This is a genomic window from Flammeovirgaceae bacterium SG7u.111, assembly GCA_034044135.1.
In the GTDB taxonomy this organism is placed as follows: Bacteria; Bacteroidota; Bacteroidia; order Cytophagales; family Flammeovirgaceae.
This window is the reverse complement of the sequence record CP139021.1, coordinates 921487-938426: the sequence shown is the minus strand read 5'-3', so window position 1 is coordinate 938426 and position 16940 is coordinate 921487. Positions and strand designations below refer to the sequence as shown.

The 16940-nt window shown below is 39.6% G+C and carries 15 protein-coding genes; 11 read left to right on the top strand and 4 right to left on the bottom strand.

What is annotated here, in order from left to right; translation table 11 throughout:
- Nucleotide 1 precedes the first annotated feature (1 nt).
- The 3 genes from R9C00_03770 to R9C00_03760 are packed head-to-tail and all read right to left on the bottom strand — an operon-like array spanning nt 2 to nt 5529.
- Complete coding sequence (locus tag R9C00_03770; protein WPO36563.1) at nt 2-1528, bottom strand: hypothetical protein; 1527 nt, start codon at nt 1526-1528, stop codon at nt 2-4.
- A gap of 37 nt (nt 1529-1565) precedes the next feature.
- Nucleotides 1566-2912 carry a DUF4876 domain-containing protein gene (locus R9C00_03765; GenBank protein WPO36562.1) on the bottom strand — a complete coding sequence of 449 codons (1347 nt, stop codon included), beginning with the start codon at nt 2910-2912 and terminating at the stop codon, nt 1566-1568.
- A gap of 10 nt (nt 2913-2922) precedes the next feature.
- The gene (locus tag R9C00_03760; GenBank protein ID WPO36561.1) at nt 2923-5529 is read right to left on the bottom strand and encodes a TonB-dependent receptor; all 2607 of its coding nucleotides are present in this window, start codon (nt 5527-5529) and stop codon (nt 2923-2925) included.
- A 313-nt stretch (nt 5530-5842) separates the two neighbouring features.
- Between R9C00_03760 and R9C00_03755 the strand changes: the two genes are divergently transcribed.
- The 4 genes from R9C00_03755 to R9C00_03740 all read left to right on the top strand — a co-directional run bounded on the left by R9C00_03755 (nt 5843) and on the right by R9C00_03740 (nt 9177).
- Nucleotides 5843-6454 (top strand): hypothetical protein, encoded by a 612-nt coding sequence (locus tag R9C00_03755; protein ID WPO36560.1) that lies wholly within the window; start codon nt 5843-5845, stop codon nt 6452-6454.
- Between the two features lie 232 nt (nt 6455-6686).
- Nucleotides 6687-7352, top strand: a complete 666-nt coding sequence (locus tag R9C00_03750) for a tRNA/rRNA methyltransferase (GenBank protein ID WPO36559.1) — start codon at nt 6687-6689, stop codon at nt 7350-7352.
- 36 nt (nt 7353-7388) lie between these two features.
- Nucleotides 7389-7727, top strand: a complete 339-nt coding sequence (locus tag R9C00_03745) for a hypothetical protein (GenBank protein WPO36558.1) — start codon at nt 7389-7391, stop codon at nt 7725-7727.
- A gap of 139 nt (nt 7728-7866) precedes the next feature.
- Nucleotides 7867-9177: an oligogalacturonate lyase family protein gene (locus R9C00_03740; protein WPO36557.1), complete on the top strand. Its 1311-nt coding sequence runs from the start codon at nt 7867-7869 to the stop codon at nt 9175-9177.
- Between the two features lie 87 nt (nt 9178-9264).
- Here R9C00_03740 and R9C00_03735 read toward each other — a convergent pair whose 3' ends face one another.
- Complete coding sequence (locus R9C00_03735) at nt 9265-10170, bottom strand: EamA family transporter (protein WPO36556.1); 906 nt, start codon at nt 10168-10170, stop codon at nt 9265-9267.
- 270 nt (nt 10171-10440) lie between these two features.
- On the opposite strand from R9C00_03735, the gene R9C00_03730 reads away from it, so the two are divergent.
- The 7 genes from R9C00_03730 (at nt 10441) to R9C00_03700 (ending at nt 16853) form a co-directional block, all read left to right on the top strand.
- The gene (locus tag R9C00_03730; protein ID WPO36555.1) at nt 10441-10659 is read left to right on the top strand and encodes a helix-turn-helix transcriptional regulator; all 219 of its coding nucleotides are present in this window, start codon (nt 10441-10443) and stop codon (nt 10657-10659) included.
- Entirely contained in the window at nt 10656-10982 is a 327-nt protein-coding gene (locus R9C00_03725) for a HipA N-terminal domain-containing protein (GenBank protein ID WPO36554.1), read from the top strand. Before R9C00_03730 ends, R9C00_03725 begins: the two co-directional genes overlap by 4 nt.
- On the top strand, nt 10982-11968 hold the full coding sequence (locus R9C00_03720; protein ID WPO36553.1) for a HipA domain-containing protein: 987 nt from the start codon (nt 10982-10984) through the stop codon (nt 11966-11968). The genes R9C00_03725 and R9C00_03720 overlap by 1 nt, the downstream gene beginning before the upstream one ends.
- A gap of 161 nt (nt 11969-12129) precedes the next feature.
- Nucleotides 12130-13476, top strand: coding sequence for a TolC family protein (locus tag R9C00_03715; protein ID WPO36552.1), 1347 nt, complete (start codon nt 12130-12132; stop codon nt 13474-13476).
- 93 nt (nt 13477-13569) lie between these two features.
- Nucleotides 13570-14802 (top strand): efflux RND transporter periplasmic adaptor subunit, encoded by a 1233-nt coding sequence (locus R9C00_03710; GenBank protein WPO36551.1) that lies wholly within the window; start codon nt 13570-13572, stop codon nt 14800-14802.
- Between the two features lie 40 nt (nt 14803-14842).
- Complete coding sequence (locus R9C00_03705; protein ID WPO36550.1) at nt 14843-15586, top strand: ABC transporter ATP-binding protein; 744 nt, start codon at nt 14843-14845, stop codon at nt 15584-15586.
- Nucleotides 15587-15632: 46 nt separating this feature from the next.
- Nucleotides 15633-16853: an ABC transporter permease gene (locus R9C00_03700; GenBank protein ID WPO36549.1), complete on the top strand. Its 1221-nt coding sequence runs from the start codon at nt 15633-15635 to the stop codon at nt 16851-16853.
- Nucleotides 16854-16940 lie beyond the last annotated feature (87 nt).

Genomic DNA, 16940 nt, shown 5'->3' with positions numbered 1-16940 from the left:
TCTAAAAATCTAAAATAATGGAAAAGTTTGTCGTAAACCTAAATAGCTCTTCAGAAAAAGCAGCCTGAACGTATTCATCTATTTTAATTGAGGTATTAAATGTCTCGCTATTTAAAAAGCTAATGGTGCACCCAAGAGAACCCGTTATAGGGTTGAGGGAATTTATGTAGAGGTCATGATATACCACATTATCATAAAAATCCTTAAGTGAAAGCCCTGCATAATCGTCATCTTCAATGGTTTTCAAATAGCCATCGTTTCCATCTACTAATTTGTTCTGAATATTCTGTTGGTAACCAAATGTGAGAGAAGGCAAGCAAATCACTTTTGCAAAAGGCTTAAATTCTTTTTGAGCGTATAACTCTGCATGTAGTCGAGTTAGTTGTACGGTCGTACTAGACAATGCATCTCTTTGAATAGTATTTAAAAAATTAAAACTCACTCCAAAGCTTTGGTTCAACCCTTTGCGTAACTTATTTACAGAGCTCGATAATATTATTTTTTGCTTAGAGGCTTCATAAGTTTTTCCTCCTTTGGTATTTAAATGATTCTTTCCGCTCAAAATATACGTATCTATCCCGATCTTCACCGTCTTATGTGAGTTAATAAAACGTAAGAATGTTAGATTATAGCTGAGGCTATTTGACGCATATCGTCCCATGATATCTTCATCTTCTTTGCTAATAGCAGCGTTATATGTTATATTTTTAGCGTTGCTGTAAACTGTATTGATCAACAAATGTCGATCATCCTTTATGAAATTATAACCCAAGCTAACTGAGTGAAGTTTGCGTTTTCTGTTAGTACCTTTTCCCGTTGGATTCTGCAAATTGCCATACCCTATCATCCATTTCACATATATATCATAATTGGAAGGTCTGTTTTTGTCTAAATTTGAAAACCCTATATTATTTCTGACATGGGAATACCCATAACTTGTCCCAAGACTAAAGTGATTATGCCGCCTGTGATAAGTAGCCACTCCTTCAAATAGAAGATTGTTATAAGTAATAGAAGCACGAGGGTCATATTCCGTTCTGTATTTATTGGAATAATTGAGGTCTGAGCCTAACGTAATTGTGATTTTTTTGTTGAGGGGAAAATCCACTCCTCCAGTGAATTCATAGGTTTGATTGTTCCAACTTGCAGGTTTAGAAACGACAAAATAGAGCGGGTCGTCTATCATTCCGTCATCAAGTGAAAGATAGGAAAGGTTCCATGCCACCTGGTCTATATATGTTTTGTAAATATGGAAACCTCCAAAATAATTTACTTTCTCATTTCTACGCAATCCGTCAGATTTAATCCCAATTCGTTGTTCTTGAAGGGGCTCTTGTCCTTTTTTAAGTGAACCCCTTTCTATTTTATAATATAGATTCGAAAAAGAGTAATCTTTTACAGGAATAAAAGAAAGAGTATATCCTGCCGACTGGTAAGAGGACAGGATATCTTGAAAAAACAACTGGTTGGGAGTTATCCTTAAGGTATCTGAAATAGGTTTGGCATAAAGCCAACTACTCGTTAACATGACCAAAAGAAGAGTTCTTGTAACCTGTTTGATTATTTTATTCATTTGTTACTTGCGGGTGTGACAATACTTCAAAATCTTCTGAAGAATTGTTAGTGTCTACATAAATTACTCTATCACCAATTGTATTGGATACTTTTCTAATGACTGACTCAGATGAATACCTGCCTTGGATACTAGCAATTTCACCAGCATCTAAAACATCGGCAAGTCTTTTGGGTTTGTTTTTTGCTGGATCAACATATTGAACTTCTACCGCATCAATCACTACTGAATTAGGGATTTGGAGAAAAGTCACAGTTGTTTCTGTATATTTATCGGCACTCACACTAGGAAGTGGAAGGGCATCCCATGAGTTTAACAAATCATTATCTGCGTAAAACAAGGCAAATGCATCCCTACCATTCGGATCCAAAATTAAGTCTTGCCCTGTAAAACTCTTAAATACAATATCAAGATTAACTGCGTTGGGATTATCAATATCTGAAGCCAAGTATTTTTTTCCTTGCGCCTCTTGGTATTCTCTGTAATATGCTTCAAAGGGGGCATTACTGAGGTCAATAGTCCTGTCCGGCTCAGGAACTTCATACGTAACGGTTTCTCCTTTGCTATCTACTGCTGTAAGAGGAGCTTTGTGGTTCACAGCAGTACCAGCCACAATAGCCCCTTCTCCAGGAGCAAGAGGGTATTGCTCGCCCGTACCCGGTATTCTCAATACTTCATCGGCATAGATATAATCAGTATTGGAGCTGCTTCCTTTTGCTTGACCTATAGATTGGCTCCAATCGTATTGCCCATTTGACTGATGGTAATCTTTCAATGTAGAGGGAGTTGAAGTTGTTCCTTTGATTTGGGCAAAACACAACCCATCAAGGTAAATAATTTCATTAGAATTGTTGTACACCTCAAAAAACTGATCCCTATAGCTTGCCCCTAACTTTGTATCGGAACCTGTATAATAGATTTGCTTGAAAATGATATTGCCTATTCGGCCAGTAACCAATACAAGCTCGGAATTTTCATTAGATGCCTCGTTAATCACAACGTTGCTCAATGACGCATTAAAAGCCACATCGGTATCCACTTTTTGTCCTGAAAATGTTTCGTATTCTTCCGCTGTCATCTGCAAGGTTGCGGTAATGTTATATGTTCCTGGAACTATCTGCACGATCGCCATACCAGAAACATCTGTGGTGGCAGTATACGTCTTTCCATCTTCTAAATTATTCAATGTTAATTCTGCAGCTTCTGAAGTAAGTGAGCCATAGGCTTCATCGAAAGTAACAGCAACGGTATGAGACACTGGAGTGATAAAATCTTCTTCGTGACAGCTTGTCACTAAAAGAAGAGAAGCTATGAAAGAAATAAGTGTAACTTTTTTCATGGTGGTTTTATTAAATTGATTTGAATGTATATTTGATTTTAGCTCCGAACGACACGTCACTATTTTTTTCATCCATAGATCCATTTGACGAAGTTATTTCGGGGAGGTAATTCAAGAAATTAGTGCAATAGAACGACATGTTTAGCCCGTTCTGCATCTCTTTGGTAATTCTTAAATGAAAGTTGTGATAAGCTGGTGTGATATTATCTTCACTGGAACTGGGAGAAAGGAAAAGCTCTGTATATTCGCTGTTATTCCTATCGCCTTCTTCGATAGGAAAATATTCTAGTTGGCTATTCATGTATGCATAAGGATACATACTCCTAAAGCTGGCGTATGAGCCCGTTCGTGTAAATTGTTCGGCTGTAAGTGAGATTAATAAGGCAATAGAAGGTATATGATGGGTAATTGTTAGCCTAAGGCTTAGTTTATCGGAGATAGTAGGGATATGTTCATAATACCCGAAAAGATATTCTGTTTCTAATGGATTTGAGGTCTCATCAATATAAGGTATAGTACTATATTCTTTAGTATATACATACATTCCATTGAGACTAAATGAAGTATTTATTGCTTTTATCTTTTTAAAATTAAAATAAAACTCAATTCCTTTATCAGTGGTATACTTTGCATTTTTGGACAGATTATAAGAGAGAATAAAAGGAGTATAGCCTGTTATTGTATAGGTGGGCGGGGTCTGGTCGTCAGTGAATGTAAATGCTAGTTCCGGTAAATCGACTAGTTCTCTAATTTTTTCGGAGGTTATCGCTCCAGAGGTTTTATTGAGGAAACCAGTCACCGCCAACTTACCTACTTTGGTGTTTATGTCTGTTCCAATTTCGTATTTCCAAATCTTATAGGGACGGAGGTCAACTTTTTCAATCGTTTTAACATAGGTTTGTACAAGGTTGAAGGAGTAATAGTTGGTTCTGTAATCTGCTAATAAAACATCTATGTATTTATTGCCTGGATACAGCTGTGGAAAAGAAGGTGATTTATGCGCTAACCCAATGCCTCCTCGAATTTTTGCATTGGTAGATACTTCACAGGACATATTAACCCTTGGTGCAAAACTAGAGAACCCTACTTGGTGGTTGTAACGAATCCCAATGTTGGCTCTCAGCAGCTTTCCATTTGCGAAGTGTATGCTCATATTATCCTGAAAATAGGCACCTAAGTTCACTTGAGGTTTTACATATTTCTCATAATCAAGGGCTCTGATACCTATGCCAAATGAGGTTGGGCTACTATTATTTGAAAGAGAAACTTGGGCATGAGCATGTGCAGGATCATATATTTTTCCTTGCCCAAGATTGTCACTGTACGAGACATTCATTCCTAGTGACATTTTGTGATCTATAGAATTACCTATTATGTTTTTTGCAAGTTCCAGTCTTGAATTGGCATTAATAGGCTTGCCAAATACCTGTGCAATTTGAAGGTAAGCAGTAGGTGTATAGATTGCTGAGGTGAGTGCGGTTTCTAAACTTACAGGAACAAGTTTTCCTCCACTATTTATAAATGACTGCCTATAAGACTCTTGAGCAGCATAAGAGCCTCCAATTTGAAAACTGGCCTGATCAACAAACTTCGATTCGATTGCCCAATTGGCTCGATTATTTATCCTAATACTATTGTCTTTTTTGTACTGGGCTTCCTGCCCTCCGTCATCGTTGTCTTTATCGTATTTAATATCATCCAGATTTTTGGATAGTGTTATTGAAAAGGTGTTTTTAAGCGTTTTTGCCTTATTGTGTGTACTCCATATATTGCTTAATGTAATTCTATTATAAGATTTTAAACTGTTAGTAGGATCTAAATTAGCATTTAAATAATCCAAAGAGATGTTTAAGTTTCCCAGTTTTTCACTCAACTTGAATCCTTTGTTAAGGCTAACAGAAGATGTACCTTGCCTTAGATTGACTGATGCCGTTAGTGGGGACACTCCCGCCTTTTTATCTATTTTTATTACCCCTGTTGTTAAGTTCCCATATTTTGCATCAGGAATACCTGCAATTACCTCTACTTTCTCAATAGTGCTAGCAGGAATTGTCCTTAAATCGAGCCCAGTAGAAATATTTTGATTGGGCGAAAGAGCAGTAGAATGATAATATTGCATATTTTCATCATTGGAAACCTGCATATCGTCAATGATATAGGAGACTCCAAAAGCATTGCTATTACTACTAATTGCAGTTCTAAGATTGAGTATGTTTGTACTATTGAGAGATGGAGGGGTAATGGTTTGCCCAGGGAGTTGCTGAAGTACCTCAGTCAAACTAAATGACTGGAATTGATTGATTGCATATTTATCAAGAGTAACAGCAGAACCTATATTCCCACTGTTTTTATCTGCCACTACTGTGACTTCATCTAACCTTAAATCTTTGTTCTTTAAATAAACAGTAAGACCAATGAGCGAATCCACTTCTTGGTTGGTAAGTACCAATTCTTGCTTTCCCAAAATTTTAAAATGTAGTTCAAAATTTTGAGGGAAAACGTTTAGTGTAAAATTTCCTTCTTCATCAGTTAGTATCCATTTGCCTGTTCTTAGGTCTACTACACTGACTACAGGTATTGGTATCTTTGATTCAATTTCTAATACCTTACCGCTCATAGTTTGTTGCTGAGCGGTAATAGTGTGAGTGCAGCAGAAGTAAAAAATCAGACTGGTTAGATAGTAAGTTTGTTTCATTTATTTTAGAGTATTGAGTATTAGTCTTGCAAAAGTATATATTTATTTAGACTAATTAAAAATAAAAAAGAATCTAACTTGGATAAAAAAATCATTTGCCTTTTTAGAAGGCTACGGATATTGTTAAATAAAAAAAAATGACAAACTATTTTTCCCAGCCAGCCCCCTGCTTTCTTCCCTTCTAAAACTTACCTTTGCTAGGTCAGATTTTTTAAGAGCTAAAAACGAGATAACGATGGCATTAAAGACAAGTGTGAAAGTGAGCAAAGTCGGGAATTTGCACGATGCAAGGTACTGCGCCGGCATGGGTGTGGATATGATAGGAATACCAGTAAGCGAAGGGATGGAAGGCTATATCCCATCTGAAAACTTCACAGAAATAGTAGGCTGGTTGGCCGGGGTGAAATATGTAGGGGAAATCACATCAGTAGATGTGGAAAAGTTAGGAGAGTACAAACTAGATTATATAGAAGCTACAACCTCGGCAGAGGTGGAGCAATTGAAAGCCTTGGGAACGCCCATTATTTTGAAGCTGGAAGAGGTGCTAGAACGCCCTGCCGAAGTGGAAGAATTGCTGGCAAAATATGAAAGCGAAGTAGCCTTCTTCATCTTGGAGCTAAAAGAAATACCTTCTGGAGCAGAAGAAGGCTGGCTAGCAGGATTGTCTGAAAAGTATTCTGTTTGGCTGAAAGGCGCAATCAATGTTGAGAATGTACATGAAGTACTTGACACTTTTTCACCCAAAGGCTTGGTGCTCACGGGCAGCGAAGAGATAAAAACGGGAGTCAACGATTTTGATGCACTGGCCGATGTGCTAGAAGCACTGGATACGGACGAGTACGCATAGTCAGTTTGAAATTTTAGATAAAAATCAGTGTGGACTGACTGTTAGCTAAAAAGAGAGTGGCGTTGCTAGTTACTGGTTTCTCGTTACTAATTTTTGTAGTGGCGAATGAAAATCGCAACGGATCATCATTCAACCAGTAACTAGAACCAAGCAACCAGCAACAGTCAGAACAGAACCTAATAGACCATAAAGACGCTAGTTTGTAAAGTATTAAACCCAAAGCCTTCTAACCATGGAACTTCATTTTATATTAGTAGAGCCGGCAGTACCAGAAAACGTGGGCTCGGCGGCAAGGGCAATGAAAGCTATGGGCTTTCGGAATATGCGGGTGGTGAATAGCCAAAACCACCTGAGTGACAAGGCTATGTGGCAAGCTCATGGTTCTACGGATGTATTGGAAGAGGTAGAAGTATTTGATACGGTAGAGGCGGCGGTGAAGGATATGGATTTTGTAGTGGCCACATCTGCCAAACGCGTTCGGAAAGCCAAGGCAAAAATGCATTCTGCCGATGGTGTATTACTCATGCTCAAAGATAAAAAACACAGCGCAGAGAACATAGGACTTGTTTTTGGAAGTGAGGAAAACGGACTTACCGAAGACGACCTAAAGCTTTGTGATGTGGTTTCTTCCATTCCGCTGTACACCCAATATCCGTCCATCAACCTATCTCAAGCGGTGATGATCTATGCCTATGTGTTCTCCCCTTTGGTGATCACTTCCAAGGCGAAAGAGGTGGCAAAAACGGGAGGCAAGTACCCCGAGCTAAAAGAGAAAGTGGAAAGGCTTATAGCAAGCCAACCCTTTACCGAAAAGCAAGTGCAATGGCTCTGGAACAAACTGCCAACCCTCAACGATACGGATATCAGTATGCTATTGGAGATGTTCGGAGGGGAGTAGGTTACAGGTTTCAGGTTACTTGTTTTAAGGTTAGAAATGAATATTAAAGATATAGCTCTTTGTCTCACGGAATTTTCCGAAAAGCATGATCTGATTGGCCATGCAATAAAATCATGCAAAGTAGCGATTGAGAACTGCTTGGAAGAAAACCCTGAAGAAGGATATCCCCTAAGTGAAATTGAGCTGCGATTTGAGAAACAAGAGTTTGTTTTTAAGCATCATTTCTATCACACCCCCTGCATAAAAACTCAAATTGGTTTGTATCGGTTAGTTCAAGGAGCGGCACCTGAAGATGAATCGGGCAGGTATGGCTATTACATTTTGGATACCGACATGAATAATCATTTTGATGATTGGTTGGTATATGAGGAATAGGCAGAAGCTGGGAATGGGTTTGTTTTCAAGAATGAGATCTCCCTTAATTTTATTTAACTCCATTTACTTTTCCCCCAATATTTTGGTACATTGGAATTGATAAATACCCAGTTAATTTCACCAAAACAACTATTTGATAATGAAAAGCCTATCTCGAAAATGGCTTGCCCTTCTCCTAAAGACCATGGGCGGCCTTCTGTTTATTTCCCCTCTATTTTTTTCTTGTTCCTCCTCTTCTAATGAAAAACAATTTCCTTTTAAATTAGAAACTGGTGAGCAAAAACCTATGCCAGTTGCAGAATGGATCGATAAAGACACGGGGCATCGCCTGTTCAGACTCACCCGATCGGGTGCCGATAATCGCAGTTTTTATTTCCATAATAATCCTTTTATCCCCGCCCAAGGCGATGAGGGCGATTTGATGGTATTTTATGGCAGTGAGCAAAAAAGGGAATCGGACAAAGTTTACAAAGGAAAGGAGATCAAACAACTTTTTACCCTTAACCTCAAAACCCTTGACATAAAACAAATCACCCATCACCCAGCTTCCATTTTTGGGGAAATTGTTGCCAAAAACCGGCGGGAAGTCATTTACCAAAGTAGCGATACCATTTTTGCTACTAACATCGACAATGCACAATCGCGGGTGATCTATGTATTCCCCGATAGCCTGACGCAGGCAGGAATCACCACGCTCAACTCCGATGAACAATTGCTTGCAGGGGTTTTCAGTGTACCGGAAAAGAGAGACATCCTGAAAAACAACCCTAAAAAAGGAGATTTCTTTCGTTTGATTTACGAGGCAAAGTTGCCACATACAATTTTTACACTCGACATTGATACCCAAGAGATTTCCTTGGTGCACAGCGATACGGCTTGGCTGAACCATGTTCAGTTTTCATCCACTGATCCTAATATGCTCATGTTTTGCCATGAAGGACCTTGGCATTATGTGGACAGGGTCTGGCGAATGGATATCCAAGAAGAAGAGCCCATGCTGATGCATAAACGCACGGTGCATAGGGAAATAGCAGGGCATGAGTTTTTCAGCCGAGATGGGAAAACCATTTGGTTCGATTTGCAGATCCCCCGAGGTGAGACTTTTTATTTGGCAGGTGCCGATGTCCAAACTGGCGAAGAGAAAAAGTATGCGATGAAGCGAGATGAATGGTCCATCCATTTCAACATTTCTCCTGACCAGAAAATATTTGTAGGCGACGGAGGAGACCCTTCCCAAGTTGCCAAAGCCGAAGATGGCATGTGGCTATACTTATTCCACCCCGAAGGGGATAGTTTGCGCTCAGAAAAACTGGTGAACATGAAGCATCATAATTACGACCTAGAGCCCAATGTACATTTTTCGCCCGATGGGAAATGGATCATTTTTAGGGCAAATTTTGAAGGAAGTAGCCAAATCTACGCCGTGGAGGTCGAGAAATATACACCTTGATGTAAAGTGGTTTTCTAAACTAAAAACATCCTTTGAAGCAGTTATCTTCAAAGGATGTTTTTAGTTCTTGGGCTTTTCTATTTTCACTTACTTCGCTCGCACAAGCTTACCTTGTAGTTTTTTGATATTCTTAAAGTTGAATAGGAACAAGCCAACGAATATGGTGGAATATCCCAATAGCTGAATAAAATCCATGTGCTCATCGAAAAGGGTGAAGGCCAACACAAAATTCATGAGAGGGTTGATGTACAACAAAATCCCTACTGTAGTCGAATTTACCTTATTAAGAGCATATAAATTCAGGAATAAAGGCAAAATAGTGAACAGTAAAGCTATAGCCGAAATAGTTCCATAAAACTGCAGGGAAACAGGCGTGGTTTCTACCAAAAAGCTGAAGCTCAGCGTCAACATTGCCAATGAGAAAAATACTTGGATAGTCAACATCGTCAGGCGGTCAAAGCCTTGGTTTTTCCTTTGGGAAATAAGGTAAAGCGCATAGGAAACTGCCGTGATAAAGCTAAAACCTAGTTCGGTAAAAGAACTCAGCCCAATAAGCCCACAGCTAAGACCGCAAAGAACAACCGCTACCCATTGCAACTTGCTCAGCTTTTCTTTCAGCAGCACATAACCCAATACTGCGGTGATCACCGGGCACATCAGATAAGTGAAGGAGGCTGTTTTTACATTGATATTGTTCACGATATGAATAAAAACCAACCAGTTGACCGTGAGCAACAGACCACCTAGCAACGTGAGCCATATTACATTCTTCTGTTGCTTTTTCTGAAGACTTTTAAAATATTTCCAGTCTTGCCTAAGCGATGCTTTTTTAAAACCCAGCATAATGACAGAAAGGAAAATACCTGAAAAGAGAATCCTAAAATAGAGAATCTCTCCTGATGAGTAACCTTGCAAGGTTCGTAAGGGGATGGCAAATAAGCCCCACAAAACAAAAGCCCCGATAGCAGCTAAGTAGTGTTTTTGCTTTTCCATAACACAAATAAGTGGGTAATAAACTATGTTAAAAAAACACTACTGAATTTCAGCGAAATTAGTTCCTGTGGGCAGGTGAATATATTTTGAATTCACACAACGGTAATAACTAAACTTTTTATAATTGCTTATTGAAAGCGCAATTAATTGCACTATTTTACATATAAATAATCAGGGTGTATGTAAAATACGACTTAAAGTGTATTACACAGCACTTTAAGTCGTATTTTTATAAATGGAATATATTTACAAACAAAAAAGAGCAATCTAATGCACTTTGAAGAATTGGTAAAGGCTATAAAAGATCGCAGAGAAATGATGCAGGTGACCCAAGAAACCTTAGCTGAGCTTTCTGGTGTGGGTTTGAGAACTTTAAAGCAGTTTGAAAGTGGAAAGGGAAACCCTACGCTACAGACCTTACAAAAGTTAGCTGATGTACTGGGGTTGGAAATTGGCTTACAACTTAAAAATGTACCTCGCAACAAATGAGACAGGCAAAAATCTTATATAAAGATGAAGAAGCTGGAATATTGACCCAGCATAACGATGGTTCGTTTACCTTTCGCTACCACGATGCTTGGTTGGCTTCCAGCGAAAAGTTGAGCATAAGCCCAACTTTGCCTAAGACCAAACAAGAGCATAGTTCCGTATTTCTCTTCCCATTTTTTTATAGCATGCTTCCCGAAGGCTCAAATAAGCAAGTAGTTTGCAAGCATAATCGAATAGATCAAGATGATTATTTTGGTATCCTGATGATCACAGCCAAAAATGATAGTATTGGTGCGGTGAGGGTAGTTAAAATTGAAAACTGATGAGTATTCCTGAAATAAATTATTGTCCTGGAACTTTGGCTAAAGGTTTTAATACTTACAGCCCAACATGCCTGAAAAAAGTCTTTAAAGGTAAAAAGGTGTATCATGTGTTGCCCTACGATTCGCCTACATCCACTTCAAGTGCTAGTGAGCTATTTGAGGATAGCCGAGCTCGTATTTCTATTTCAGGAGTTCAGGAAAAGTTTTCGGTGCTGCTTGAAAAGAACAAGTTGAGGATAGCCAATGAAGGTGAACAGGGGAGTTATATATTGAAACCCATTCCAAGTGTAGGTACTAGAGCTGAGCAAATGCCAGCGAACGAACATCTTACTATGCAAATAGCTCGTCAGGTTTATGGGATCGAAACGGCTGAAAATGCCTTGGTGTTTTTCCAAAATGGTGAACCTGCTTACATTACAAAACGCTTTGATAGAAATGAAGATGGATCAAAATTAGCCCAAGAAGATTTTGCCTCTCTTGCTGGAAGAACTCCCCAGTCTCATGGGGAGCATTATAAGTACGAAGGGAATTATTTAGAGTTTCTTGACCTGATGCAGCAATACGTGCCAGCTTACAAATTGGAAGCTCCTAAGCTCTTGAAATTGTTGCTGTTTAATTACCTCTTTTCCAACGGAGATGCCCATGTTAAAAACTTCTCCTTGCTTGAAACTCCAATGGGCGACTACCGATTAAGTCCAGCGTATGATCTATTGAATAGCCGAATACACATAGAAGATAAGGATTTTGCCTTGGAAGAAGGGCTACTGCCCAAAAGTTTGCCACAAGGAAAAATTAGCTACCAATTCGGAGTACTCGCCGAGAAGGCAGGAATTGCGGAAAAAGTTTTTGATGGAATATTGTCGGCAATGCTGGCAAAATCTGAATCTGTAGAAAAGCTAGTAAATGCATCATTTTTAAGTGAAAAGACTAAAAGGAATTACTGGCAAGCCTACCAAGGTAGGTTAAAGCAATTGATGAAGAGCTAGATTTCCTCTCCCATTTATCGATAAAACTCCTCCATTTCATCGGTACTTTCAAAAACCGCCATCCTTAAAATCGGGGTGTTCTTCTATGAAACTTGCCAGAACGTCTATACTCGTTTTATAAAACAGCGAATTGCCTCTTACTTAGCCTTAAAATAATCTGAATGGCAATGATAAAAGAGCACATAAAATATTATCTCGTTTTGATATTTATCTTGTTTGGCATCCACCAAGCAAGTTCGCAACAAGCGACTCCTCCACAAAAATGGGACTTGGAAGGCTGCATAAATTATGCGTTGGAAAACAACATTACTGTAAAACAGGCAAACTTAAACAAGCAGACTTCAGAATTGAGGTATGAGCAAGCAAAGGCGTCTAAACTTCCAAGCCTAAATGCATCGGGTTCTCAATCTCTCACTAGAGGAACAAGTATCGACCCAATCACTAGCGAGTTTTTATCCCAAGAAATCCACTCCACAAGTTTAGGGTTAAATGCGCAAATGACTTTGTATGCGGGAAATCAGTTGAATTATTCCATCCAGCAAAATAATTTGTTGTTGGACCAAAACTCTTTGTACGTGGAGGAGGCTGAAAATAGTATTGTACTAGATGTTACTCAAGCATATTTGATGGCAATCTATTACAAGGAAGGAGTATCTATTGCAGAGGCCAACTTAGAAGCTTCGGAAAAGCAAGTAGAACAAACACAAGCACTTTATGAAGCTGGTTCAGTAGCGATAAAAGAGCTTGCAGATATCAAATCGCAATACGCAAGCGATGAATTTACCTACACCTCTACAGTCAATTCTTATAACCAACAAGTACTTACGCTAAAGCAACTCTTGGAACTAGAGCCTGAACAAGACTTTGAGATTTTCATCCCAACTTTTGAAGAGGAATATGCTGTTTTGCTTCCAGAAAAGATGGATGTGTACCAAGCTGCACTAGACATTATGCCTGAGATAAAAGCAGGTGAGTTGCAAAAGAGCGTAGTAGAGCTCGATTGGAAAATAGCTAAAGCAGGTTATTTGCCTACTCTATCATTAAATGCTGGGCTTTCTTCAGGATTTACCAGCACCCAACGCTACAATTTCTCCGAGCAACTTGATAACAACTTTAACCAAAGGGTTGGGGTGACGTTGAGTATACCAATTTTTAATAAACTTCAAACTAAAACAAGCGTAAGCACAGCTCAGCTTTCGAAAGAATCGGCACGGTTAGATATGATAGCCACTAAAAAAGCTTTGTACCAGAAAGTTGAAAATGCCTACCAAAGCGCAATAGCCTCACAAAGTGAAATGCACTCTGCAAAAGTGCAGTTAGAAGCTGCTGAAACAGCCTACAACTTAACCAAACAACAATTTAACGTGGGAATCCTGAATACGGTGGACTTACTGGTTAGTCAAAACCAGTACCTGACCGCTCAACAAAACTTCACACAAACAAAATATACACTTATGCTCTATTACCAGCTCCTTCAATTCTACCAAGGAAATCCTATCAAATTATAAACCAGTACAACTTGCTTCGGCTTTGGGTTCGTGCTTGTTCCTAAAGTCGTTGCAGGCTGTTCTTTTAGTCTTTCTATAACAAATAGTAAACTCATGAAAAAAATAGTGATATACGGCTCTATAGTAATAGCTATCGGGTTCGCTGTTAAATTTTTCTTCTTCAGCGAAAAGTCTAGCGAAATTAAAGTGGAGACCACAAAGGTTTCGAGAGGAATGATCAGACAAGTGGTAACTGCAACTGGGACTATCGAACCCATTACCCAAGTGGAAGTAGGCACCCAAGTTTCGGGGGTGATCGAAAAGATTTACGTGGATTATAACTCGAAAGTAAAAGCAAATCAACTACTTGCTGAGCTTGATAAAACCAATTTGAAAGCGGCACTTAGGGAAGCCAATGCAAACATGGCTTCGGCTTTGAATGAGAGAGATTTCCAGCAAAAATCATTTGACAGGATAGAAAAGCTGTTCAACAGCAAGATGGTAAGTGATACAGATTATGAGGAAGCGCTTTACAAATTGGTGAATGCAAAAAGCGTGGTGGAGCAGCGAAGCTCTGAATTGGAAAGAACAAAGACCAACCTAAGCTATGCCAATATTTACTCCCCAATTGAGGGTGTCGTATTGTCCAGATCGGTGGATGTAGGACAAACAGTAGCTGCTAGTTACAGTACGCCTACTTTGTTCACCATTGCTCAAGACCTGCAGCAAATGCAAGTGGAAGCAGATGTGGATGAAGCTGATATTGGAGGAGTAAAAGAGGGGCAAAGGGTAGTGTTTACCGTAGATGCTTACCCAGGCGAAGAGTTTGAGGGAACGGTGACCCAAATCCGTTTGGAAGCGGTAGTTGAGTCAAATGTGGTGACATATACCGTCATTATCAAAGCAGATAACCCCGATGGAAAATTGATGCCTGGGCTAACGGCAAGTATTTCTATTTATACCTTGGAAATGGAAAATGTACTAACGCTTCAGGCTCAAGCCTTGCGTTTTGAGCCAGATGAAGCAACTATGGGACTCTATATGGCACAGTTAGAAAAAGAAGGAGAAGGTAGGCCGCCAAGGGTGGAGGTAAATAACGTAGCTTTTGATTCAAAGCCAGAAAAACCCGAAGGGGAAATGGTTTGGGTGAAGAAAGGAAATGAAATTTCTCCTGTTCCTATAGTGACAGGAAAAGATGACGGTGTATTGTATCAAGTAGTGAGTGGGCTAAAAGAGGGGGACGAAGTAGTGAGTTCGATGAAGGTGATAACTGGTAGTGGGGAAAGCGGAGAGGCAGGAAGTAGTCCATTTATGCAAAAACCTCCCGGACGTGGTAAGAAAAAATAAAGGGAGTAGAAGCTAGACTTAGAACTTTAACATTTAAGAAATGGAAAAAAAGATCATTGATATACAAGACCTGAAAAGGGAATTTGTAATGGGGACCGAAATGGTGAGAGCATTGAAAGGCATTTCATTTTCCATAGACAAGGGTGAATTTGTGACCATAATGGGAACTAGCGGGTCGGGGAAATCTACCTTGCTCAATATTTTAGGCTGCCTTGATAAACCTACAAAGGGGATTTACGAACTTGATGGAGTCCCGATTAAAGAGTTAAGCAAAAATGCACTGGCTAAGCTCCGAAATGAGAAAATAGGGTTTATTTTTCAGTCTTACAACCTTTTACCCCGAACTACTGCGCTAGAAAATGTAGAGCTTCCGCTTATGTACAATGGAGCTATTTCTTCAAAAGAAAGACAAGAGCGCTCGGAAAATGCATTGGAAATGGTTGGGCTGAAAGACAGGATGGATCACACGCCAAGCCAACTTTCTGGAGGGCAGCAGCAGAGGGTCGCTATTGCAAGGGCTTTAGTGAACGATCCTGTAGTAGTCCTCGCCGATGAAGCTACTGGAAACTTAGATACACGGACTTCTTACGAGATTATGGCGCTTTTCCAAGATCTTAACTCAAGGGGGAAAACAATAGCCTTTGTAACCCATGAGCCAGATATCGCACTTTTTAGCTCAAGGACGGTGGTGTTGAAAGATGGGAATATTATAAAAGATAGCCCAGTGGAGAGTGTTGAAAATGCTGCTGAAGCATTACGTCAGCTACCCGTAGAGTCAGACTAAATCCTCATTAATGAATGAGGTATAAAAAACATTCAAACAGAACAAAATGAAAGCTATTAATCTGTTAAAAATAGCATGGAAAGCATTGCAGCGTAACAAAACACGTGCTTTTCTTACTATGCTGGGAATTATCATAGGTGTAGCCTCTGTCATTGCCATGTTGGCCATAGGTGAGGGATCCAAGCAAAGCATTAAAACTCAGATATCGAGCATGGGTTCAAACATGGTATTTGTGCGCCCCGGAAGTGACATGGCCGGAGGGGTTCGGCAAGGCTCTAGCTCTTCGCAAGTCCTTACGCTAAATGATCTAGAGGAGCTGGAGGAAAAAAGCACAGTACTGTCCGCTATTTCTCCACAGGTAAACGGAGGGGGGCAAGTAATTTATGGAGCAAATAATTGGCCTTCCTCTATTTATGGTGTTGCGCCCAATTATATTGATATCCGAAAACTATCGGTAGAAAGTGGAATTATGTTTACCGAAAAAGACGTGAAGACCATGGGAAAGGTAGCAGTGATTGGACAAACCATTGTTGAGAATATATTTCCCAATGGGGAAGATCCTGTTGGAAAAACGATCAGGTTCAACAAAATACCTTTTAAAATAATAGGGGTGTTGGCAGAAAAAGGGGAAAACACCTTTGGGCAAGACCAAGACGATATCATCTTAGCCCCTTATACTACCGTGCAGAAAAGGTTATTGGCTATTACGCACTTGCAATCGATTTTGGCTTCGGCATCAAGCGAAGAAGTGGCAGAACAAGCCGCGGAGGAAATGGCAGAGATTTTAAGAGCTTCGCATAAGCTCAGTTCTACTGACGAAGATGACTTTGAGGTTCGGTCTCAACAAGAGCTTATCTCCACATTTAGCGCAACAAGTGAAATTTTGACAGTTTTGCTCGTGGCTATAGCCAGTATTTCACTTTTGGTAGGGGGAATCGGGATTATGAACATCATGTATGTATCGGTTACGGAACGTACCCGTGAAATAGGCTTGAGAATGGCTATTGGTGGAAGAGGAGTTGATATACTCCTTCAATTTCTGGTAGAATCGATTTTAATCAGTATTACAGGGGGGTTGATTGGAGTTGCCTTAGGAATCGGTAGTACGCTGGTCGTATCCAATATGCTTATGTGGCCAACGGTAATTACATCATCTTCTATTATTATATCTTTTGCCGTTTGCGCAGTCACTGGAATCTTTTTTGGCTGGTATCCGGCAAGAAAGGCTTCTAGTTTAGACCCTATCATCGCTTTGAGATACGAATAAAACATACGTTAAAATCCCCAATTTACTGAGTAATACCTTTAACTTCACTAGCAAACAACACAATTAGAATCAGGTTTGGTTTTTATT